Here is a 21,573-nt window from a genome sequence, read left to right on the forward strand (position 1 = left end):
AGCCTCCTCACTCGGCCGCCAGAGCAATTTCTTGCCGTGGGCTGGGAGTACGGTCGAAATCCTCGGGGAAATTGTCGAGCGCGCTCAGCACCGGCATGGGGGTCAATCCGCCCATGGCGCAGAGCGAAGCGTCGATCATCAGCTTCGAGAGATCCCGCAGCACGGCGATGTTCTTCGGCACCTCGGTGCCGGCGATGATACGGTCCATCACCTCGACGCCGCGCGTCGCGCCGATGCGGCAGGGCGTGCACTTGCCGCAGGATTCCTTGGCGCAGAACTCCATCGCGAAGCGCGCCTGCCGGGCCATGTCGACGCTGTCGTCGAAAACGACGATGCCGCCATGGCCGAGCATGGCCTTCATCGCGGCCAGCGCCTCGTAGTCCATCTGCACGTCGAGCTGTTCGGCCGTGAGATAGGCGCCGAGCGGCCCGCCGACCTGCACGGCCCGGATCGGCCGGCCCGAGAGCGTGCCGCCGCCCATGTCCTCGATGATCTCGCGCAGCGAAATGCCGAAGGCGAGCTCGATCAGCCCGCCGCGCCTGACGTTGCCGCCGAGCTGGATCGGCAGCGTGCCGCGCGAGCGGCCCATGCCGTAATCCGCATAGGCCTGCGCGCCATAGTCCATGATCCAGGGCACGGCCGCGAAGGAGAGCACGTTGTTGACGACGGTGGGCTTGCCGAACAGGCCCTGCAACGCTGGCAGCGGCGGCTTGGCACGGACGACGGCGCGCTTCCCTTCGAGGCTTTCGAGCAGCGAGGTCTCTTCGCCGCAGATATAGGCGCCGGCCCCGAGCCGGACTTCGAGATGGAAGACATGCTGCGAGCCCAGCACCGAGGCGCCGATCAGCCCGGCGGCTTCCGCCTTCATGATCGCGCGCTGGAGGGTGCGATGGGCATGCGGATATTCCGAGCGCAGGTAGATGTAGCCGCGCGTCGCGCCGACGGCGATCGCGGCGATCGTCATGCCCTCGATCACCAGATAGGGGTCGCCTTCGAACAGCATGCGGTCGGCGAAGGTGCCGCTATCGCCCTCGTCGGCGTTGCAGACGATGTATTTCTGCTCCGCCCTGGCGTCGTGGACGGTCTTCCACTTGATCCCCGTTGGGAAGCCTGCGCCGCCGCGGCCGCGCAGGCCCGAAGCCTTCACGGCGTCGACGATCTCGCCGCCGGTCAGGCTGAGCGCCTTCTCCAGCCCCCTGAACCCGCCATGAGCGCGATAATCGGCGATCGAGAGCGGATCGATGACGCCGACGCGCTCGAAGGTGAGGCGCTGTTGGCGTTTCATCCAGTCGAGCTCCTCGGTCTTGCCGAGGCGCAAGGGATGGGCGCCGCCCGAGGCGAAGTCGGCATCGAAGAGCGAGGGCACGTCCTTGGCCGCGACCGGCCCATAGGCGATCCGCCCCTCGGCTGTCTCGACCTCGACCAGCGGCTCCAGCCAGAGCATCCCGCGCGAGCCGTTGCGAACGATCTCGACGGAGAGCCCGCGCTTCGTCGCTTCGCTGGCGATCGCCTGCGCAACGGCCTCCGCACCGACCGACAGGGCGGCGGCGTCGATGGGGACGAAGATGCGAACCGGGGCGGCGCTCATGAATGCGCCCTTCCGTGCTGGCAGAGCCCGGCGATGCGGGCGGCATCGACGCGCCCGATCAATTCGCCATCGACCAGGGCGGAAGGCCCGAGCGCGCAATTGCCGAGACAATACACCGTTTCGACGATGGCGTCGCCGGAATGGTGATCGTCGACCGCGATGCCGTGCGTGCGTGCGAGGTCATCGACGACGCTCTCGCAGCCCAAAGCCTGGCAGGCCTCGGCCCGGCAGAGCTTGACGATGCGGGCCGGCTGCGGGGCGGTCTTGAAATCGTGATAGAACGAGATCGCGCCATGGACCTCGGCGCGCGACAGGTTCAAGGCCTCGGCGATCAGCGGCACGGCCTGCGGGTCGACATAGCCGAACTCGTCCTGAAGGGCATGCAGCATCGGCAGCGTGGCGCCTTCCAGATGCGCCAGCCCCGCGACGATCATGCGTGCGCTGTCCTGATCCCAGGCCGGATAACCCGCCATCTTTCCTCCATAGGCCCGGTTCGCCGGGCGCTCGTTAAGGGGAGGGTGGTTGAAACTGGAATGATTTCAAATCGTTTCTTTCAACCGTATGATAGTTTATGGCTATCAATCGGTGCGATATGAAGCTGCCTTTCCTCAAGGGATGGCTTGCGGCGCCTCGAAAGTTGCACCGAGCGCCGGTTTTGCGCTGCACAATGCTGCGGTGCTTCTACGACGATAGGCGAAGTCTATCGTACGATGGGCCGCCGCGGCAGACCGGCATCGGTCACGGGCTTCGTCATCATCAGCAGGTTGCGGGCAAGCGGCGCCACCGGCTGGCGGTCCGCCACAATCAGCCCGATCGTGCGCTGTGCCTCCGGCTCGACCAGCGACAGCGCCCTCGTGCCGAGTGGCACGCCGAAGAATTCCAGCAATTGCAGCGAGACGATGCTGGCGACGCCCTGGATGCCGGCATGCGAACAGAGGTTGAAGATCGAGTTGGTCTCGATCATCGGCCGCGGCGCGGTGCCGACCGAGCGGAAGATGCCGTCGATGATGCGCCGGTTCTGCATGTCGCCGGTGAGCAGGCAGAGCTTCTGCTCGGCCGCTTCGGCCCAGGTGATGGTATCGCGCGCGCCAAAGGGTCCATCCTCGCGCGTCAGCAGGACATAGGATTCCTGGTAGATCGGCTTCGAGATCACCCGGTCGAGCGGCTCGTTGTCGAGATAGGTCAGCCCGACATCGAGCTCGAAATCGTCAATGCCCTGCTGGATCTCCTGCGAGGTCAGCGAGAGCACGGTGAGCGACACCGCCGGGTAGCGCTCCGAGAAGGGCGCGGTGATATGGGCGATCATCGGCAAGGCGGTCGGGATCGCGCCGAGCCGGATCCGGCCGGAGACGCCCTCGCGCAGTTCGGCGATCGAATCCTTCATCACCTCGGCCTCGGCCAGGATGCGGCGGGCATGGGCGAGCACGACTTCACCCTCCTTGGTGAAGCCCTGGAAGCGCCGCCCACGCTCGACGATCATCACGCCGAGCTCCTCCTCGAGCTGCACGATCGCGGCCGAGAGCGTCGGCTGCGAGACATGGCAGGCCTCGGCCGCGCGGCGGAAATGCTTCTCGCGGGCGAGCGCATCGAGATAGACCAGCTGGCGAATGATCATGGCGTCGGCTCGGAGGCGGCGGAGGTCGCCGCGCATCCGAGCATCGGCAGAGTTTGCTGCCGTTGCAAGCGAGGCGGTTGCATTCGTGCAAACAGCCTGTTGCTGCCGGGGCAACGCCTGGAGAATTGCGCTGCGGCAATCCCGACCCTAACTCCCGGAAGCCGGGATGGCCGGCAGGCAAAGGGCTGCGCCGCAGCCTCGGGATGATCATGGCACAGGAACTGGAATACGGGCTCGACACGTTCGGCGACGTCACCAACGGGGCGGACGGCAAGCCGCTGCCGCATGCGCAGGTGATCCGCAATCTGGTCGACGAAGCCGTCCTGGCCGACGAGATCGGTATCGACTTCATCGGCGTCGGCGAGCATCACCGCGCCGATTTCGCGGTCTCTTCGCCGGAAACGGTGCTGGCCGGCATGGCCACACGCACCAGCCGGATCAAGCTCGGCTCGGCCGTCACTGTGCTGAGCTCGGACGATCCGATCCGCGTCTTCCAGCGTTTCGCGACGGTCGATGCGCTCTCGAACGGCCGCGCCGAGGTCATCCTGGGTCGCGGCTCCTTCACCGAGTCCTTTCCGCTTTTCGGGCTGGACCTGCGTGATTATGAGAAGCTGTTCGAGGAGAAGCTCGATCTCTTCGCCGGCCTGCTGCCGCAGGAGCCGCTGACCTGGCAGGGCTCAATCCGCCCGCCGCTCAAGGACCAGCTGGTCTATCCGCCGGTCGAGAACGGCCCGCTCAAGACCTGGATCGGCGTCGGCGGCAGCCCGGAATCGGTGGTGCGCGCCGTGCGCTACGACCTGCCTTTGATGCTCGCCATCATCGGCGGCGATCCCTTGCGCTTCAAGCCGTTCGTCGACCTCTATCACCGCGCCTACGGCCAGATCGGTAAGCCGGCGAAGCCCGTCGGCGTGCATTCGCCGGGCTATGTCGCGGCGACTGACGAGCAGGCGAAGGAGGAGTTCTTCCCGGCCTACAAGCAGATGCGCGACCGCATCGGCGCAGAGCGCGGCTGGCCGCCCATGGGCCGCGACGAGTTCGAGCAGGAGGTCGCGCGTGGCTCGCTCTATCTCGGCTCGCCCGAGACGGTGGCCCGCAAGATCGCCGCGACGGCGAAGGGGCTGGGCATCGCCCGCTTCCAGCTCAAATACAGCGCCGGCCCGCTGGAGCACGAGAAGGCGATGGAGTGCATCCGGCTCTACGGCGAGAAGGTCGTGCCGGTGGTGCGGGAGATGCTGGCCTGAAGCATTCCCGAAGGCCGTCATTCTCGGGGCAAGCCCGAGTGTGACGGCCGCTCATCCCACGACCTTCAGCGGATCGACCGACAGCGTCCGCTTCAGTGCCCTGAGCCCGAACGTCGTCCGCGTCTGCCGAACGCCGGGAATGCGGTAGATCGTTCCGCGCAGGAAGCGCTCGTAATGGTCGGTGCCGCTGACCACGACCTTGGCGAGATAGTCGTACTCGCCCGTCACCAGATGAGCCTCGACCACCTCTGGCGCGCGGCTCAGCGCCTCGCCGCATTGGTCGAGCACCTTGTCGTCATGCTTGTCGAGTGTGATCTCGACGAAGACGATGTTGTTGTAGCCGAGCGCCTTGTGGTCGAGCAGGGCGACATATTTCTCGATCGCGCCGGACTCCTCCAAGCGCTTCACCCGCGTCCAGCAGGGCGAGGGCGAGAGCCCGACCTTTTCGGCCAGTGCCTGCGTCGTCAATCGCCCGTCATCCCGCAACGCAGCGAGAATCTTGCGATCGATCAGATCGAGAGCAGGACCATTCTGGCTCTTTTTGTTCATCGGGAGATCATTCCGGATATCTGGCATAAGGCAGGAATTTCTTCTGCCTGATTTCGCCCTTTCCGGCAAATTCGGAATGAACCTCCGAACCGTCCCCGTTAGCGTTGGTTGCAAGGGGAACGATCGCCGGCCGGCTGTGCGTCCTGCCGCATCTCTGAAGAGCGCCACAGGCGCTTGCGGGATGCGCGCGAAGGCGGAATGCTGGCGGCGTCAGGGATGGAGGCGCTCATGAGCAGCGACAAGTCAGGCCAGGCGCCGGCAGCAACCCAGCCACTGCAGTTCCATGTCCCCAAGCCGGCGAGTCGTCCGGGCGAAAAGCCTGACTTCTCCCATGTGGTGATCCCGAAGGCGGGCTCGGTCGCGCGCCCGCCGGTCGATGTCGATCCCAAGGACATCCGCGATCTCGCCTATTCCATCATCCGCGTGCTCAACCGCGAGGGCGAGGCGGTCGGCCCCTGGGTGCCCGATCTCTCGCATGAGGACCTGATCCGCGGCCTGCGCCACATGATGACGCTGCGCACCTTCGACGGGCGCATGCAGATGGCCCAGCGCCAGGGCAAGACCTCGTTCTACATGCAGCACACCGGCGAGGAGGCGGTGAGCTGCGCCTTCCGCATCGCGCTCCAGCCCGGCGACATGAATTTCCCGACCTATCGCCAGGCCGGGCTCCTGATCGCGCACGACTATCCGCTCGTCGACATGATGTGCCAGATCTACTCGAACGAGCGCGACCCGATGAAGGGCCGGCAATTGCCGGTGATGTACTCTTCCAAGGAGCACGGCTTCTTCTCGATCTCCGGCAATCTCGCCACGCAATATGTCCAGGCTGTCGGCTGGGCGATGGCCTCGGCGATCAAGAACGACACCCGCATCGCCGCCGCCTGGATCGGCGACGGCTCGACGGCGGAATCGGATTTCCACGCTGCACTGGTCTTCGCCTCGACCTACAAGGCGCCGGTCGTGCTCAACGTCGTCAACAACCAGTGGGCGATCTCGACCTTCCAGGGCATCGCCCGCGGCGGCTCCGGCACGTTTGCCGCAAGGGGGCTCGGCTTCGGCATCCCGGCGCTCCGCGTCGACGGCAACGACTACCTCGCGGTCTATGCGGTCGCGCAATGGGCGGTCGAGCGTGCCCGCCGCAATCTCGGGCCGACGCTGGTCGAATACGTCACCTACCGCGCCGGCGCCCATTCCACCTCGGACGACCCCTCCGCCTACCGCCCCAAGCACGAATCCGATGACTGGCCGCTGGGCGATCCGCTGATCCGCTTGAAACAGCATCTGATCGCGGTCGGCGCCTGGTCGGATGAGCGCCACAAGCAGGCGGAGGCCGAGATCCTCGCCACCGTCATCGCCGCGCAGAAGGAGGCCGAGAGCTTCGGCACGCTGCATTCCGGCGGCAAGCCCTCGGCCCGCGACATCTTCGAGGACGTCTATGCCGAGCTGCCGCCGCATCTGCGCCGCCAGCGCCAGCAGATCGGAGTCTGACGCGATGGCACGCATGACGATGATCGAGGCGATCCGCTCCGCCATGGACGTCTCAATGGGGCGCGACGACGATGTCGTGGTCTTTGGCGAGGATGTCGGCTTCTTCGGCGGCGTCTTCCGCTGTACCCATGGGCTGCAGCAGAAATACGGGATGTCGCGCTGCTTCGATGCGCCGATCAGCGAGGCCGGCATCGTCGGCACCGCGATCGGCATGGCCTCCTACGGCCTGAAACCCTGCATCGAGATCCAGTTCGCCGACTACATGTACCCGGCCTATGATCAGATCGTCTCGGAGGCCGCGCGCCTGCGCTACCGCTCGGCCGGCGACTTCACCTGCCCGCTGGTGATCCGCATGCCGACCGGCGGCGGCATCTTCGGCGGCCAGACCCATAGCCAGAGCCCGGAAGCGCTCTTCACCCATGTCTCCGGCCTGAAGACGATCGTCCCGTCCAACCCCTATGACGCCAAGGGCCTGCTGATCGCGGCGATCGAGGACCCGGACCCGGTGATCTTCCTGGAGCCGAAGCGGCTCTATAACGGCCCCTTCGACGGCCATCACGACAGGCCCGTCACACCCTGGTCGAAGCATGAGCTCGCCGAGGTGCCGGAGGGCCATTACACCGTGCCGCTCGGCAAGGCGGTGACGCGGCGCGAGGGCTCCGCCGTCACCATCCTCGCCTATGGCACCATGGTCCATGTCGCGCTCGCCGCCGCCGAGGATACCGGCATCGACGCCGAGGTCATCGACCTGCGCACATTGGTTCCGCTCGATCTGGAGGCGATCCTGGCTTCGGTCCAGAAGACCGGCCGCTGCATCGTGCTGCACGAGGCGACGCTGACCTCCGGCTTCGGCGGCGAGCTTGCGGCGCTGGTGCAGGAGCACTGCTTCTACCATCTGGAGGCGCCGGTGATGCGCGTCACCGGTTGGGACACGCCCTATCCGCATGCGCAGGAATGGGACTATTTCCCCGGGCCCGCCCGCCTCGGACAGGCGCTGCGTGACATCATGGAGGCACGCTGATGGCCGAGCGCATCATCAAGCTGCCGGATGTCGGCGAAGGCATTGCGGAAGCCGAGCTCGTCGAGTGGCACGTTAAGGTCGGTGACATCGTCCGCGAGGACGATCTGCTCGCCGCCGTCATGACCGACAAGGCGACGGTGGAGATTCCCTCGCCGGTCGAGGGGGAGGTCACCTGGGTCGGCGCCGAGGTCGGCGATACCGTCGCGATCGGCTCGGCCATCGTGAAGCTGAAGGTCGCGGGCGAGGGCGGGGCGGCTGAGGAGCCCGCTGAGGAAGCGCCTGCTGAAAAGCCGGCTCCTGTCGCCGCGCCGGCCAAGGCCGAAAAGCCTGCCGCGACGGCGGCCCCCGCCAAGCCGGCCGCACCGCCTCAGCCAGCCCCCAAGCCCGTGCGCGCCGGCGCTGCCCCCGCCCAGCGCCGCGCGCCGGGCGAGAAGCCGCTCGCTTCGCCGGCCGTGCGCCTGAAGGCGCGCGAGGCTGGGGTCGACCTGCGCCAAGTCCAGGGCACGGGCCCTGCCGGCCGCATCACCCATCAGGATATCGACGCCTTCCTGCTGCGCGGCCCTGAGCCGGCGCGGGGCGGTGGGCTCGTCGAGCAGAGCGCCGTCACCGAGGTCAAGGTTGTCGGCCTGCGCCGCCGCATCGCCGAGAAGATGGCGCTGTCGAAGTCGCGCATCCCGCACATCACCATCGTCGAGGAGATCAACGTCTCGCCGCTGGAGGATTTGCGCGCTACGCTGAACAAGAAGCCGACGCCGGAGCGGCCGAAGCTGACGCTGCTGCCCTTCCTGATGCGGGCCATGGTCAAGGCCCTCGCCGAGCAGCCGGCGCTGAACGCGCTCTATGACGACGATGCCGGTATCGTGCGCCAGCATGCCGCGATCAATATCGGCATCGCCACGCAGACGCCAACCGGACTGATCGTGCCGGTGGTGAAACATGCCGAGGCGCGCGATCTCTGGGGCTGCGGCATCGAGCTTGCTCGTCTCGCCGAGCGCGGCCGCGACGGCACGGCGACGCGCGACGAGCTGACCGGCTCGACCATCACCATCACCTCGCTCGGCGCGCTCGGCGGCATCGCGACGACGCCGGTGATCAACTACCCGGAAGTCGCCATCGTTGGCGTCAACAAGATGGTCGTGCGCCCGGTCTGGGACGGCACCACCTTCGTGCCGCGCAAGATGATGAACCTCTCCTCCAGCTTCGACCACCGCGTCATCGATGGCTGGGACGCTGCCGTCTTCGTGCAGCGGCTGAAGGAGCTGCTGGAGAACCCGGCCACGCTCTTCGTGGACATCTGAGGAGCGTGCCATGACCGAAATCACCTGCAAGCTCCTCGTCATCGGCGCCGGCCCCGGCGGCTATGTCTGCGCCATCCGTGCCGGCCAGCTCGGCATCGATACCGTCATCGTCGAGAGCACCAAGCTCGGCGGTTCCTGCCTCAATGTCGGCTGCATCCCGTCGAAGGCGATGATCCATGTTGCCGAGGAGTTCGAGAAGGCGGCCGAGGCCGCCGCCGGCAAGACGCCCTTCGGCCTGACCGCGGCCGAGCCGAAGCTCGACCTGAAACAGGCCGTGGCCTGGAAGGACGGCATCGTCCAGCGCCTCAACAACGGCGTCGCCGGCCTGCTGCGCAAGGCCAAGGTCAAGATCGTCCATGGCAAGGCCCGCTTCCGCGACGGCAAGACCGTGGTCGTCGAGACCGAGACCGGTCCGAAGACGATCCAGGCCGAGGCCATCGTCATCGCGACCGGCTCCGCCCCGGTCGAACTGCCCTTCCTGCCGTTCGGCGGCAACGTCATTTCCTCGACCGGCGCGCTGGCGCTGACCGAAGTACCAAAGCGCCTCGTCGTGGTCGGCGGCGGCTATATCGGGCTGGAGCTGGGCACCGCCTTCGCCAAGCTCGGAGCCAAGGTCACGGTCGTCGAGGCACAGGACAAGATCCTGCCGCTCTACGATGCCGAACTGACCGGCCCGATCTCCAAGCGCCTGACCGCGCTCGGCGTCGAGGTGCTCACCGGCGCCAAGGCGCTCGGCCCGACACCGAAGGGCGACGGCCTGCGCATCGAGACCTCGGACGGCAAGGAGCGCAGCCTGCCGGCCGACAAGATCCTGGTCACCGTCGGCCGCAAACCGGTCACGGACGGTCTCGGGCTCGAAAATCTCGTGCTCGACATGGACGGGCGCTTCATCCGCATCGGCGAGCGCTGCGAGACGGCGATGCGCGGCATCTACGCCATCGGCGACGTCACCGGCGAGCCGATGCTGGCGCATCGCGCCATGGCGCAGGGCGAGATGGTGGCGGAGATCGTCGCCGGCCTGCCGCGGGCCTGGGACAAGCGCGGCATAGCGGCGATCTGCTTCACCGATCCCGAGATCGTCTCGGTCGGCCTCTCGCCGGACGAGGCCAAGCGCGCCGGCCATGAGCTCAAGATCGGCCAGTTCCCCTTCGCCGCCAATGGCCGGGCGATGACCCGCCATGCCGAGGCCGGCTTCGTGCGCGTCGTCGCGCAGGCGGGCAGCGAACTCGTTCTTGGCATCCAGGCGGTCGGACAGGGCGTCTCGGAATTGTCGGCGGCCTTCGGTCTCGCGATCGAGATGGGTGCGACCCTGCAGGACATCGCCGGCACGATCCACGCCCATCCGACGCTGGGCGAGGCCTTCCCGGAGGCCGCGATGAAGGCGCTGGGCCACGCGCTGCATATCTGAGCGCTCCCCGCGACCGATCCGCGCAGGCAGCCAGCTAAGATGCATACAATCTTGACATTGTCTGTATCGAGAGCGATCTGAAGGACGACGCCAAATGAACGGCGCCGTCCCGAGGAGACATTCCATGTCCGGCGAGCACTGGCCGCCACTCTCTCCGCTCCAGACCGGCCTGCGCGGCCGCTGCCCGCGCTGCGGGCAGGGCAAGATGTTCGAAGGCTTCCTGAAGCTGAAGCCGAAATGCGAGAATTGCGGCCTGGATTATTCCTTTGCCGACCCCGCTGACGGCCCGGCCTTCTTCGTGATGATGTTCCTCTGCATCCCGGCCGTGGCGTTCCCGCTCTGGCTGGAATTGAGCTACAACCCGCCGACCTGGGTGCACCTGGTCACGACATTGCCGCTGATCCTGGCGACCTGCATCCCGCCCTTGCAGCCGCTCAAGGGCTGGCTGATCGCCTCGCAATATTTCCACAAGGCGGAGGAGGGCCGGCTCGCCCGCGCGGTGCCGCAGGACAAGCCGGTCGCCTCCAACTGAGCCAGCCGGGCGCTCAGCCTCCGTCGCGGATCAATGCGGCGAGCAGGCCGAGCGCTTCCGCCAGCCGCGCCCGTTCCGGAACCGCACCCAGCGCAATCCGGATCGCATCCGGTGCCACGCCACCCGTACTGAAGGCATCGGCCGCCATGACGCCGAGTCCGGCCTCGCGGGCGCGCTCGATCAACCGGTCGCGCGCCCAATGGGCGGGCAGGGGCTGCCAGACATGCAGCGCATGCGGATGAGCCTGCATCGTCTCGGGCAGGATCCCCCGCGCCAGCGTTTGCCGTTCAGCCGCCTCGCGCCGCACGCCATCCAGCAGGTCTTTCGCTGCGCCGATCCTGATCCAATGCGCCGCGAGCGCCGTCATCAGGGGGGCGGGCATCAGCGCTGTCGCCCGCAATGCGGCGAGGAACGGCGCGCTGTCCGCGTCCTCCGGCATGACGACGAAGGCTGTGCGCAGGCCGGGCGTCAGCACCTTCGACAGGGTCGCGACATGCCATGTTCGCTCGGGCGCCAGCGCTGCCAGCGGTACGGGCGCATCGCCCGCGAGCAGGCTGTAGGGGTCGTCCTCGATCAGGGTGAGATCACGCTTGCGGGCGGCGGCGATGAGGTCGATGCGGCGCCTTTCCGGGATCGTGATGCAGATCGGATTCTGCAGCGTCGGCGTCAGCGCGAACAACCTCGCGTAGTAGCGGCCGGCGGCCTCGTCGAGCGCATCCGGGAGCGGGCCGTTTTCATCGCTTGCGACCGGAGCCATCGCGAGCCTGCGTTGCCGCGCCGCGCCGATCAGGCCGGGATAGGCCAGCGGCTCCATCAGGATCGTCTCGCCGGGCCGGGCCAAGAACGAGAGCAGGGCGTTCAGCCCGGCCTGGGCGCCGGGAACGACGGCGATGCGCTGCGGGGAAACCGTGCCCATCAGAGGCGCGAGCCATGCCGCGCCGGCTGCGCGCTCCGCGAGAGAGCCGGCTCCGCCATGATAGTTCATCAACTGGTCGGCATCGCTGCGCGCCAGAATCTCGGCGATGCCGCGCTGCATCAACTCGCCCAGCCGCAGCCCCTTCGGCGCCGGGGGGATCGTCATGCTGAGGTCGAGCGGCGGACCTTCCTGTTCCTGTCGCGCCGAGATGAAGGAGCCGCGCCCCGTCACCGCGTCGATCAAGCCGCGCTCGCGGGCCTCGCCGAAGGCGCGGGTTACGGTCGTGAGATCGACGGCGAGGTGCTCGGCGAGCCGGCGCTGTGGCGGCAACCGGTCGCCGGGCCGCAATAGCCCGGTCGCGACGGCCCCTTCGAGCTGAGCGACGATCTGGAGATAGCGCGGCCCGGCCGCCGGATCGAGCTGGGCGGTCCAGGAAAGCCCGTCATTGTCGACCATCGCTGAACTGGCTTCCATACATTCGGTGGATTGTAGGTATCGCATAGCGCGGGCGGGCTCCCCACGCCAGTGCCATGCCGTCGCCGCTGTTCGTTTCCGCGGAGATGCCGGTGGTCGTGCTTGGCCTCTCCTGTCATAGAGCGATCTCAGCCGGGACCGGAGACAGGGCATGGCACGCCTGCGCCTCGATGCGCTCGACCGCAAGATCATCGCGGAATTGCAGATCAATTCGCGCCTCTCGGTGCAGGATCTGGCCGAGCGCGTGGGTCTGTCGGCCTCGCCCTGCGCGCGCCGCATCCGCATTCTGGAGGAGGCCGGGGTGATCACCGGCTATGCCGCGATCATCGATCAGACCAAGGTCGGCCTGCCGATCAGCGTCTTCGTCTCGATCAAGCTGGAGCGCCAGCGCGAGGACGAACTCGACCGTTTCTCGCAGGCCGTGGCGCGCTGGCCCGAGGTGGTCGACTGCTACCTGATGACCGGCCAGCGCGACTATCTCATGCGCATCGTCGTGCGCGACCTGCCGGCCTATGAGCGCTTCCTCAAGGACAAGCTCACCCGCCTCGACGGCGTCGCCTCGATCGAATCGAGCTTCGCGCTCGGCCAGGTGAAGCGCTCCAGCGCACTCCCGATCGCGGCGGTGCCGGAGGAGGATTGAGCGACGCGGCGCACGCTGCTAACACGCCGTCATTCTCGAGCGCCGCGCAGCGGCGACCCGAGAAACTCGTGACAAGAGGGCGCTGGTTTCCGAGATGCTCGGGTCAAGCCCGAGCATGACGGCGGAGGGAATGTTCAGCGCTCCGCCGAAGCCGCCCAGATATTGATCCCGCCATCGACGGCATGCTTGTCGATCGCCGCCAGCTCCTCCGCCGAGAATTCAGGGTTCTTCAGCGCCGCGACGCAATCCGTCACCTGCTCCAGCCGGCTCGCGCCGATCAGGGCGGAGGTGACGCGCCCGCCGCGCAGCACCCAGGCGATCGCCATCTGGGCGAGGCTCTGGCCGCGCGCGGCTGCGATCTCGTTCAGCGCCGCAATGCTCCTGAGATTGGCCTCGCTCAGGAAGCCGTCGCGGAAGGAGGGCGCCTTCTTGTCGGCGCGGCTGCCGGCCGGCACACCCTTGAGGTACTTGTCGGTCAGCATGCCCTGCGCCAGCGGCGAGAACACGATCGAGCCGATGCCTTCGGCATCGAGCGTATCGAGCAGGCCGTCCTGCTCGATCCAGCGATTGAGCATCGAATAGCTCGGCTGGTGGATCAGGCAGGGCGTGCCGAGCCGGCGCAGGATCGCGACCGCCTCCTGCGTGCGCTTCGCATTATAGGAGGACAGGCCGACATAGAGCGCCTTGCCCTGTCGGACGATGGCGTCGAGCGCGCCCATCGTCTCCTCCAGCGGCGTGTTCGGGTCGAAGCGGTGCGAATAGAAGATGTCGACATAGTCGAGCTTCATCCGCTTCAGGCTCTGGTCGAGGCTGGAGATCAGGTATTTGCGGCTGCCCCATTCGCCATAGGGGCCCGGCCACATCCGGTAGCCGGCCTTGGTCGAGATCACGAGCTCGTCGCGATAACCCGCGAAATCCTGGCCCAGAATCTCGCCGAAGGCGGTCTCGGCCGATCCGGGCGGGGGCCCGTAATTATTGGCGAGGTCGAAATGGGTGATGCCGAGGTCGAAGGCCGTGCGGCAGATCTCGCGCATATTGGCGTGGCTGCCGGTTTCGCCGAAATTCTGCCAGAGGCCGAGCGAGAGCGCCGGCAATTGCAGCCCGCTGCGGCCGCAGCGGTTGTAGCGCATCGCGTCGTAGCGGTTCGGATTGACCATGGCTCGGCCCTCTCAATCGATTGAAACGGAGAATAAAATGAAGGCCCGGCGGCTTTTGGTCCACCGGGCCTCGTTGTCGTCAGGTCGCGATACGATCAGGCCGCGGCGTAGCCGACCGTGCCCTTGATCTCCAGGAACTCCTCGAGGCCGAAATCGGCATATTCGCGGCCGTTGCCGGACTGCTTGTAGCCGCCGAAGGGCGCGCCCGCGTCCCAGGCCGGGTAGTTGATATAGACATTGCCCGCGCGCATCTGGCCCGCGATCTTGCGGGCGCGCTCCTGCGAGCCGGACTGGACATAGGCAGCCAGGCCGTAGGGCGTGTCGTTGGCGCGCGAGACCACCTCGTCGTCGCTCTTGTAGGGCAGGATCGACAGCACGGGGCCGAAGATTTCCTCGCGGGCGATCGCCATCTCGTCGGTCACGCCGCCGAACACGGTCGGACGGACATAGTAGCCGCGGTTGAGCCCTTCCGGACGGCCAGCGCCGCCGGTGACCAGCGTCGCGCCTTCCTTGATGCCGGCCTCGATCAGGCGCTGGATCTTGTCGTACTGGACCTCGCTGACGACGGGGCCGAGGAAGACGCCATCCGCCGAGGGAGCACCGACCTTGAGCGGCTCGGCCACCTGCTTGGCGATGGCGAGGGCTTCCTCATGCAGCTTCTCCGGTACGAACATCCGGGTCGGCGCATTGCAGGACTGGCCGGAATTGCGCATCACGCTCTCGACGCCGAGCTTCACCGACTTCTTCAGGTCGGCATCATCAAGGATGATGTTGGCCGACTTGCCGCCGAGCTCCTGGTGCACGCGCTTGACCGTATCCGCCGCCGCCTTGGCGACGAGGATGCCGGCGCGGGTCGAGCCGGTGAAGGAGACCATGTCGACGCCCGGATGGCGCGAGATGGCTTCGCCCACCGTCGGACCGTCGCCATTGACGAGGTTGAACACGCCCTTCGGCACGCCGGCCTCTTCCATCGCTTCCGCGAAGATGATGGCGTTGAGCGGGGCGATCTCGGAGGGCTTCAGCACCATGGTGCAGCCGGCGGCGAGCGCAGGCGCGACCTTGCACATGATCTGGTTCAGCGGCCAGTTCCACGGCGTGATCATGCCGACGACGCCGATCGGCTCCTTGGCGATCAGCGTGGTGCCGCGCAGCTCCTCGAACTCGAAGTTTTCGAGGGTCTCGATCATCTTAGCGAGATGGGCGGTGCCCATCGCGGCCTGCGCGCGATGCGCCAGCTCCTTCGGCGCGCCCATCTCGCGCGACAGGATATTGGCGATGTCGTCGTAGCGCTTCTTGTAGGCCTCGGCGAGACGGCGCATCAGGGCGAGGCGCTCGGCCTTCGAGGTCTTGGCGAAGGCGGGGAAGGCGGCACGGGCGGCGGCGACGGCCTTGTCGACATCGGCCTGCTCGCCGAGCGCGATCGTGGCGAAGACCTCTTCGTTCGACGGGTCGATCACGCCGAGCGTGCGATTGCCGGACGGCTTCACCCACTGGCCGTCGATATAGAATTCGAGCTCATGCGCCATGTCTGGTCTCCTGCCTTGGTCTTGGCCCAAGACGCGGACAGCCTGCCGGGAAACGGCCGATCATCCATGCCCCGAGCGGGAACTGTGGTTGTCCGACGCGAACGGGCGGCCCTGCGCGATCATGCATCGCCGGCCGCCACCAACGCTGTATCTGACGAGGCATAACGTTAGGGGGCGGATGCGCGCCTGTCACGGGGCGCCGCGCCGCGTTTGCGGATGGCGGCCATGCAGTGGCGCTTCTTGTCGAGACTAGAGCCGCGCCTTGACGCTGCGCGGCGTCGCCAGCAGCAGGCTGGTCTCGCTGTTGGTCACGCCGGGGATCATGCGGATATGCCGGAGCACCTGGTCGAAGGCGATCAGGTCGGAGGTGCCGAGCTCGACCACGAGGTCCCAGTTGCCGTTGGTGGTGTGGATGCTGGAGACCTCGGTGAAGCCGGAGAGCGCATCGATCACCGAATCCGCCGCCTGCCCGGCGATCTCGATCATCGTGATGCCGCGTACGGGTAAGTCGATGGCGTCCGAGCGCAGGATCACGGTGAAGCCGATGATCTCGCCGGATTGCTCCAGCTTCTCCAGCCGCGCGCGGACGGTCGCCCGCGTCAGGCCGAGATCGGCGGCGAGGTCCGAGATGCTGCGCCGTCCGTCATGGCGCAGCAGGGTGATGAGCTTGCGGTCGAGATCGTCCATTGCTCGAAATGGATAGATGACTTTGTCATATCGATCAATCTTGGCGCCGATCTGGTCGTTTTGGCTTCTATCGCCTGCCGCCGAAAACAGGGACAATCGCTCCTTCAACGAGAACAGCGCGGGGACCCATGATTCAGCAGCTCAACGTCGTGCCTTTCGTCAGCGTCGACCACATGATGAAGCTGGTCCATGCGATCGGTATCGAGCGGATGCTGTCCGACATCGCCGGCTATATCGAGGATGATTTCCGGCGCTGGGAGATCTTCGACAAGACGCCGCGGATCGCCTCGCACAGCCTCGAAGGCGTAATCGAATTGATGCCGACCAGCGACGGCAAGCTCTACGGCTTCAAATACGTCAACGGCCACCCCAAGAACATGAAGGCCGGCCTGCAGACGGTCACTGCCTTCGGTCTGCTGTCGGACGTGGCGACCGGCTACCCCGTGCTGCTCTCGGAGATGACCATTCTCACGGCCCTGCGCACGGCGGCGATGTCGGCGGTGGCGGCGAAGCATCTCGCGCCGAAGAACGCTTCGACCATGGCCATCATCGGCAACGGCGCGCAGTCCGAGTTCCAGGCTTTCGCCTTCCGCGCGATTCTCGGCATCGAGAACCTGCGGCTCTACGACGTTGATCCGGCGGCGACCGAGAAATGCGCCCGCAATCTCGCGCGGCACGGCTTCAGGATCACGCGCTGCGCCACGGCGATGGAAGCGGTCGAGGGCGCCGAGATCGTCACCACCGTCACCGCCGACAAGCAGTACGCGACGATCCTGACCGACAACATGGTCGGCGCCGGCATCCATATCAACGCGGTCGGCGGCGACTGCCCCGGCAAGACCGAGATCCACCGCGACGTCCTGCTGCGCTCCTCGATCTTCGTCGAGTACCCGCCGCAGACCCGCATCGAGGGCGATATCCAGCAGCTCGACGCCGATCACCCGGTCGAGGAGCTCTGGAAGGTCATCACGGGAGCGGCTCAGGGCCGAACGGATGCACGACAGATCACGATGTTCGACTCGGTCGGCTTCGCGATCGAGGACTTTTCGGCACTGCGTTATGTCTACGAGCGCATCCGCGAGGCCGGCACCTATGTCGATCTCGACCTGATCGCCGATCCCGACGATTCCCGCGATCTCTTCGGCATGCTGATGCGCGCCGCACCGGGCTCGGCTGCGGCGGCCTGAGGTTCAGCCAGCCTGACTAAGCGCGAGGAACGCCGCCGCTGCCTTGGCGAGGTAGCGTTCCTTGTGGCGCAAGGCGAGGAAGCGGCGCTTCGGCAGCGGCAGCGCCACGGTGACGAGGCGTCCGGCGGCGATGGCGTTGGCGGCGACAAGCCGCGAGATCGCGGTCGCGCCCGCGCCGGCCGCAACCGCGGCGCAGATCGCCTCGTTGGACGGCAGTTCCAGCGCCACGCTGAGGCCGTCTGCCGCGAGGCCGAGTCCCGGCAGCGCCGCCTCGAACATCGCCCGTGTTCCCGAGCCCGCTTCGCGAAGGACCCAGCCGCCTCGCGAGAGTTCCTCGGCTGATGGGGCGCTCTTCGCCCAGGGGTGGCCAGCCGGCACCACGATAACGAGTTCGTCTTCGTCGACCTCAGTCATGGAGAGGGCCGGGTCGTCGATCTCGCCTTCGATGAAGCCGAGATCGGCTACGCCGTCACGGATGGTGGCGCTCACGGTTTCGGTATTGCCGATCGCGAGCGAGACGGCGATGCCGGGATGCTCCCGGCGAAAGCGCTGGATCACCGGCGGCAGCCAGTAATTCGCGACGGTCTGGCTCGCCACCAGCGCAAGCGAGCCGCGCGCCAGCCCCGAGAGGTCGGAGAGTACGGCTTCGGCAGCTGTCGCTCGCGCCAGCACGGCGCGGGCCTCGATCAGGAAGAGCTTGCCGGCCTCGGTCAGGGCGATGCGCCGGCCGATCCGATCGAACAGCTTCGTCGCATAGCGCGCCTCCAGCGTCGTGATCGCGGAACTCACCGCCGATTGCGTGAGGTTGAGGGCCCGCGCGCCTTGCGTCAGGTGCTCGCGCTCGGCGACGGCGACGAAGATGCGCAGCTGTTCGAGCGTCATGCTTCCACCTTAAGCCGATTATTCACGGCGCCGGCATCTCCGCCAGGAACGACAGATAGGCCGGGTTGTCGCTCTCGCTCCAATAGGGATAGCCGAGCGCATCGAGCCGCTTCGCGAGCTGGCTGCGCTGGGCCGGCGGGATCTGGATGCCGGCGAGGATGCGGCCGTAATCGGCGCCGTGGTTGCGGTAATGGAAGAGCGAGATGTTCCAATCGGCCGAGAGGCTGTTCAGGAACTTCAGCAGCGCGCCCGGCCGTTCCGGGAACTGGAAGCGGAAGATCAATTCGTCGCCGAGCCCCGGCGCCTTGCCGCCGACCATGTAGCGGATATGCAGCTTGGCCAGCTCGTTGTCGCTCATGTCGAGCACGGGATATCCATGCTCGGTCAGCATCGCGATGATCTGGCGCTTCTCGGCATCGCCCTCGGAGAGCTGCACGCCGACGAAGATGCGCGCGGCCTTCGGATCGGAATAGCGGTAGTTGAACTCGGTGATGGCGCGCCGGCCGAGCAATTCGATGAAGGCGCGATAGGCGCCGGGCTTCTCGGGGATGGTCACCGCCAGCAGGGCTTCGCGGTGCTCGCCGATCTCGGCCCGCTCGGCGATATGGCGCAGGCGGTCGAAATTCATGTTCGCGCCGCTGTTGATCGCGATCAGCGCGCCGCTGCGCTTGGCCTCGCGCGCCGCATAGGCCTTGAGGCCGGCGAGGCTGACGGCGCCGGACGGTTCGGCAATGGCGCGGGTATCCTCGAAGATGTCCTTTACCGCCGCGCAGATCTCGTCGGTCGAGACGGTGACGACCTCGTCGAGCAATTCGCGGCAGAGCCTGAACGTCTCCTCGCCCGCCTGCCGCACCGCGACGCCATCGGCGAAGAGCCCGACCTGATCGAGTACGATGCGTTCCCCGGCAGCGATAGCACCGGCCATCGAAGCGGCATCCTCCGGTTCGACGCCGATCACCTTGATCTCGGGCCGCAGGAACTTGGCGTAGACTGCGACGCCGGCCGCGAGCCCGCCGCCGCCGATCGGCACGAAGATCGCCTCGATCGGCTCGGAATGCTGGCGCAGGATCTCCATGCCGACCGTGCCCTGGCCGGCGATGACGTCCGGATCGTCATAGGGGTGGACGAAGGTCAGCCCCTTCTCGGCTTCGAGCTTGCGGGCATGGCCATAGGCTTCGTCGAAATTCTCGCCATGCAGCACGACGCGCCCGCCGAGGCTGCGCACCGCCTGAACCTTGATGTCCGGCGTGGTGCGCGGCATCACGATGGTCGCCTTGATGCCGAGCTTCTTCGCCGCCAGCGCCACGCCCTGCGCATGGTTGCCGGCCGAGGCGCAGATCACGCCGCGCTCGGCCTCGACCGCCGAGAGCCCGGCAATCTTGTTGTAGGCGCCACGCAGCTTGAACGAGAAGACGGGCTGCAGGTCCTCGCGCTTCAGCAGGGCGCTGCCGCCGATGCGGGCGGACAATCGCGGCAGCGGGTCGAGCGGGCTTTCGATCGCAACGTCATAGACGCGCGCCCCGATGATCTTGCGGATGTAGTCTTGCATGGCCGGCCCGTCCTTCCCGGTCGCGATAGCCCTCCGCGCCGGGATGTCAATCGCCACAGTTGCGTGCGGCGAGGGGCAGGTGGCGTCGGCCATGCGCGAGGCGGGATTGCCAAGCCCCCGGCCGGCGCGCGAAAGCGTTGAGGGAAACAAGGCGCCGCGCAGCGACGGCGCCGCAGAGGTGGAGACGAGCATGAGCTGGGGCAATCGCGATTTCATGGTGCCGGGCCGCCCGGTTGCGGTCGGTGACCGCGGCATGGCCGCAACCTCGCATCCGGCCTCGACGCTGGCCGCTGTCGATATCCTGCGCGCCGGCGGCAACGCCATCGATGCCGCTATCGCGGCGGTGGCCGTCCAGGCAGTGGTCGACCCGCATATGACCGGCATCGGCGGCGACTGCTTCGCGATCTACGCGCCGGCCAATGGCAAGATGGTTGCGATCAACGGCTCGGGCCGTTCGGCCGCCAAGGCTGAGCTCGGCTGGTTTCTCGGTCAGGGCATGACCTCGATCGCGGCGGATTCGCCCCACGCCGTCACGGTGCCCGGCGCCATCGACGCCTGGTGCCGCCTCGTCGCCGACCATGGCAGCAAGAGCCTGGAGGAAATCTTCTCAGCCGCGATCCGCGCCGCCGAGGAGGGCTTCGTGGTGACGCCGCGCGTCGCGCTCGACTGGGCCAAGGCCCGTGGCCGCATCGAGAAGCACGGCCTCGGCAACGCCGTCTACCTGCCGGGCGGCAATCCCCCGACGGTCGGCGACAAGATGGTCCATCCGGCGCTCGGCAATATGCTGCGCCGCATCGCCCGCGAGGGCCGCTCGGCCTTCTACGAGGGCGAACTCGCCGAGGATATGGTCGGCGTACTCCGTGCCGCCGGCAGCCTGATCGGGCTTGATGACTTCGCCGCCTCGAAGCCGGATTATGTCGATCCGATCGGCGCCGATTATCGCGGCCACCGCCTCTGGGAATGCCCGCCGAACGGCCAGGGCATCGCCGCGCTCCTCATCGCGCGCATCCTTGAAGGCTTCGACATGAAGGACGAGAAGCTCAGCGAGGCCGACCGCATTCATCTCCTCGCCGAAGCCAGCAAGGCCGCCTATCGCCAGCGCGACGCGCTGGTCGCCGACCCGGCTGTCAGCCCCTTCGACACGGATGCCTTCCTGTCGGACCCGTTCGTCGGCCGCATCCGCAAGGAGATCAGCCTGGAGAAGGCGGCGAAGCCCGAAGCCTTCGACATGCCCCTGCACAAGGACACGATCTATCTCTGCGTCGTCGACGGTGACGGCAACATGGTCTCCTTCATCAACTCGCTGTTCTCCGCCTTCGGCAGCGGCATCTATGCGTCGAAGGCCGGCGTGATGCTGCAGAACCGCGGCTCGGGCTTCCGCCTGATCGAGGGCCATCCCAACGCCATCGCCCCGCGCAAGCGCCCGTTCCACACGATCATTCCGGGCATGCTGGCCAAGGACGGCAAGCCGATCATGCCGTTCGGTGTGATGGGCGGCCAGTACCAGTCGACCGGCCATGCCCATTTCCTCTCCGGCATCCTCGACCGCGGTTTCGACCCGCAGCAGGCCTCGGATGCCCCGCGCAGCTTCGCCTATGACGGCAAGCTCTCGCTGGAGACAACCATTCCCGCGAGCGTCGCCGCCGATCTCAAGGCGCGCGGCCATGACGTGGTCTGGTCCGAGGAGCCGCTCGGCGGCTGCCAGGCGATCTGGGTCGATCACAAGCGCGGCGTGATGTTCGGCGCCTCCGACCATCGCAAGGACGGCTTCGCGCTCGCCGTCTGAGGAACCTGCCCTTAACGCCCCTCCGCTAT

Annotated in this window: 19 protein-coding genes; 9 read left to right on the plus strand and 10 right to left on the minus strand. The window is 67.0% G+C overall.

The features are described from left to right. Positions 1 to 7 precede the first annotated feature (7 nt). The 3 genes from FHT98_RS16505 to FHT98_RS16515 all read right to left on the minus strand — a co-directional run bounded on the left by FHT98_RS16505 (position 8) and on the right by FHT98_RS16515 (position 3,203). Entirely contained in the window at positions 8 to 1,588 is a 1,581-nt protein-coding gene (locus tag FHT98_RS16505) for a formate dehydrogenase beta subunit (protein WP_142114653.1), read from the minus strand. Next, on the minus strand, positions 1,585 to 2,061 hold the full coding sequence (locus FHT98_RS16510; protein ID WP_142114654.1) for an NAD(P)H-dependent oxidoreductase subunit E: 477 nt from the start codon (positions 2,059 to 2,061) through the stop codon (positions 1,585 to 1,587). The genes FHT98_RS16505 and FHT98_RS16510 overlap by 4 nt, the downstream gene beginning before the upstream one ends. Before the next feature lie 227 nt (positions 2,062 to 2,288). Next, complete coding sequence (locus FHT98_RS16515; protein WP_248309238.1) at positions 2,289 to 3,203, minus strand: LysR family transcriptional regulator; 915 nt, start codon at positions 3,201 to 3,203, stop codon at positions 2,289 to 2,291. A gap of 209 nt (positions 3,204 to 3,412) precedes the next feature. Between FHT98_RS16515 and FHT98_RS16520 the strand changes: the two genes are divergently transcribed. Next, positions 3,413 to 4,444, plus strand: coding sequence for an LLM class flavin-dependent oxidoreductase (locus FHT98_RS16520; RefSeq protein ID WP_142114655.1), 1,032 nt, complete (start codon positions 3,413 to 3,415; stop codon positions 4,442 to 4,444). Between the two features lie 51 nt (positions 4,445 to 4,495). Here FHT98_RS16520 and FHT98_RS16525 read toward each other — a convergent pair whose 3' ends face one another. After that, entirely contained in the window at positions 4,496 to 4,993 is a 498-nt protein-coding gene (locus FHT98_RS16525; protein ID WP_061968714.1) for an Lrp/AsnC family transcriptional regulator, read from the minus strand. 228 nt (positions 4,994 to 5,221) lie between these two features. On the opposite strand from FHT98_RS16525, the gene FHT98_RS16530 reads away from it, so the two are divergent. The 5 genes from FHT98_RS16530 (at position 5,222) to FHT98_RS16550 (ending at position 10,740) form a co-directional block, all read left to right on the plus strand. Continuing rightward, positions 5,222 to 6,481: a 3-methyl-2-oxobutanoate dehydrogenase (2-methylpropanoyl-transferring) subunit alpha gene (locus FHT98_RS16530; protein ID WP_142114656.1), complete on the plus strand. Its 1,260-nt coding sequence runs from the start codon at positions 5,222 to 5,224 to the stop codon at positions 6,479 to 6,481. A 4-nt stretch (positions 6,482 to 6,485) separates the two neighbouring features. Further along, positions 6,486 to 7,502, plus strand: a complete 1,017-nt coding sequence (locus tag FHT98_RS16535; protein ID WP_142114657.1) for an alpha-ketoacid dehydrogenase subunit beta — start codon at positions 6,486 to 6,488, stop codon at positions 7,500 to 7,502. Next, the gene (locus FHT98_RS16540) at positions 7,502 to 8,800 is read left to right on the plus strand and encodes a dihydrolipoamide acetyltransferase family protein (RefSeq protein WP_142114658.1); all 1,299 of its coding nucleotides are present in this window, start codon (positions 7,502 to 7,504) and stop codon (positions 8,798 to 8,800) included. Before FHT98_RS16535 ends, FHT98_RS16540 begins: the two co-directional genes overlap by 1 nt. Before the next feature lie 10 nt (positions 8,801 to 8,810). Continuing rightward, on the plus strand, positions 8,811 to 10,208 hold the full coding sequence (lpdA, locus tag FHT98_RS16545) for a dihydrolipoyl dehydrogenase (protein WP_142114659.1): 1,398 nt from the start codon (positions 8,811 to 8,813) through the stop codon (positions 10,206 to 10,208). A 124-nt stretch (positions 10,209 to 10,332) separates the two neighbouring features. Continuing rightward, positions 10,333 to 10,740: a DUF983 domain-containing protein gene (locus FHT98_RS16550; RefSeq protein ID WP_061968707.1), complete on the plus strand. Its 408-nt coding sequence runs from the start codon at positions 10,333 to 10,335 to the stop codon at positions 10,738 to 10,740. Between the two features lie 13 nt (positions 10,741 to 10,753). On the opposite strand, the gene FHT98_RS16555 is transcribed toward FHT98_RS16550, so the two are convergent. Beyond that, complete coding sequence (locus tag FHT98_RS16555; protein WP_142114660.1) at positions 10,754 to 12,112, minus strand: aminotransferase-like domain-containing protein; 1,359 nt, start codon at positions 12,110 to 12,112, stop codon at positions 10,754 to 10,756. A 169-nt stretch (positions 12,113 to 12,281) separates the two neighbouring features. On the opposite strand from FHT98_RS16555, the gene FHT98_RS16560 reads away from it, so the two are divergent. Further along, positions 12,282 to 12,770: an Lrp/AsnC family transcriptional regulator gene (locus FHT98_RS16560; protein WP_091858305.1), complete on the plus strand. Its 489-nt coding sequence runs from the start codon at positions 12,282 to 12,284 to the stop codon at positions 12,768 to 12,770. 134 nt (positions 12,771 to 12,904) lie between these two features. On the opposite strand, the gene mgrA is transcribed toward FHT98_RS16560, so the two are convergent. From mgrA to FHT98_RS16575, 3 genes are all read right to left on the minus strand, one after another. Next, positions 12,905 to 13,927 carry an L-glyceraldehyde 3-phosphate reductase gene (gene mgrA / locus FHT98_RS16565; RefSeq protein ID WP_142114661.1) on the minus strand — a complete coding sequence of 341 codons (1,023 nt, stop codon included), beginning with the start codon at positions 13,925 to 13,927 and terminating at the stop codon, positions 12,905 to 12,907. Between the two features lie 95 nt (positions 13,928 to 14,022). Beyond that, a complete protein-coding gene (locus FHT98_RS16570; RefSeq protein ID WP_142114662.1) occupies positions 14,023 to 15,453 on the minus strand; it encodes an aldehyde dehydrogenase family protein in 1,431 nt (476 codons plus the stop codon). A gap of 249 nt (positions 15,454 to 15,702) precedes the next feature. Next, positions 15,703 to 16,140 (minus strand): Lrp/AsnC family transcriptional regulator, encoded by a 438-nt coding sequence (locus FHT98_RS16575; protein WP_091858294.1) that lies wholly within the window; start codon positions 16,138 to 16,140, stop codon positions 15,703 to 15,705. 128 nt (positions 16,141 to 16,268) lie between these two features. Here FHT98_RS16575 and FHT98_RS16580 point away from each other — a divergent pair, with 128 nt between their 5' ends. Continuing rightward, positions 16,269 to 17,327, plus strand: a complete 1,059-nt coding sequence (locus tag FHT98_RS16580) for an ornithine cyclodeaminase (RefSeq protein ID WP_142114663.1) — start codon at positions 16,269 to 16,271, stop codon at positions 17,325 to 17,327. Positions 17,328 to 17,330: 3 nt separating this feature from the next. Here FHT98_RS16580 and FHT98_RS16585 read toward each other — a convergent pair whose 3' ends face one another. Together FHT98_RS16585 and ilvA are read right to left on the minus strand one after the other, a co-directional pair. After that, positions 17,331 to 18,209: a LysR substrate-binding domain-containing protein gene (locus FHT98_RS16585; protein WP_142114664.1), complete on the minus strand. Its 879-nt coding sequence runs from the start codon at positions 18,207 to 18,209 to the stop codon at positions 17,331 to 17,333. 22 nt (positions 18,210 to 18,231) lie between these two features. Further along, entirely contained in the window at positions 18,232 to 19,851 is a 1,620-nt protein-coding gene (gene ilvA / locus FHT98_RS16590) for a threonine ammonia-lyase, biosynthetic (RefSeq protein ID WP_465246932.1), read from the minus strand. A gap of 97 nt (positions 19,852 to 19,948) precedes the next feature. Between ilvA and ggt the strand changes: the two genes are divergently transcribed. Further along, entirely contained in the window at positions 19,949 to 21,544 is a 1,596-nt protein-coding gene (ggt, locus tag FHT98_RS16595; protein WP_142114666.1) for a gamma-glutamyltransferase, read from the plus strand. Positions 21,545 to 21,573 lie beyond the last annotated feature (29 nt).

Origin of the sequence: Allobosea sp. AK1 (assembly GCF_006714945.1) — a bacterium.
Lineage (GTDB): Bacteria > Pseudomonadota > Alphaproteobacteria > Rhizobiales > Beijerinckiaceae > Allobosea > Allobosea robiniae.